Below are 272 nucleotides of genomic sequence, written 5' to 3'. Positions count from 1 at the left end.
CGTCGGCGATGTCCGAGCGCCCGAAGCGGACGAGCAGGTTCATGTACAGCGTGTGCACCGGCCCCGGGACGCGCCCCGACCGCAGGTGGTCGATGACGGCGCCGTGGGTCTCGGGCTCACGCCAGTGGTCGCGCAGGCGGGCCACGAGAGCCGGGTCCACGCCACCGCGAGAGAGAGCGTCGAGGTAGGACACGGGGAGCGCCGGCATGAGCATGCTGATGTCCAGCAGCAGCCGGACGCGCGGGCTGTCGATCGCCGCGATCCGCGCGTAC

1 protein-coding gene is annotated in these 272 nt (G+C 72.4%); it reads right to left on the bottom strand.

What is annotated here, in order from left to right; genetic code table 11:
- Nucleotides 1–272: hypothetical protein (locus ACZ3HH_RS30020; RefSeq protein WP_465810217.1), on the bottom strand; the 272-nt coding region annotated here is incomplete at both ends.

This window comes from Pseudomonas sp. PME37.24/025 (assembly GCF_055556615.1).
The sequence above is the reverse complement of the archived record's forward strand: the minus strand, read 5'-3'. Positions and strand labels throughout refer to the sequence as shown.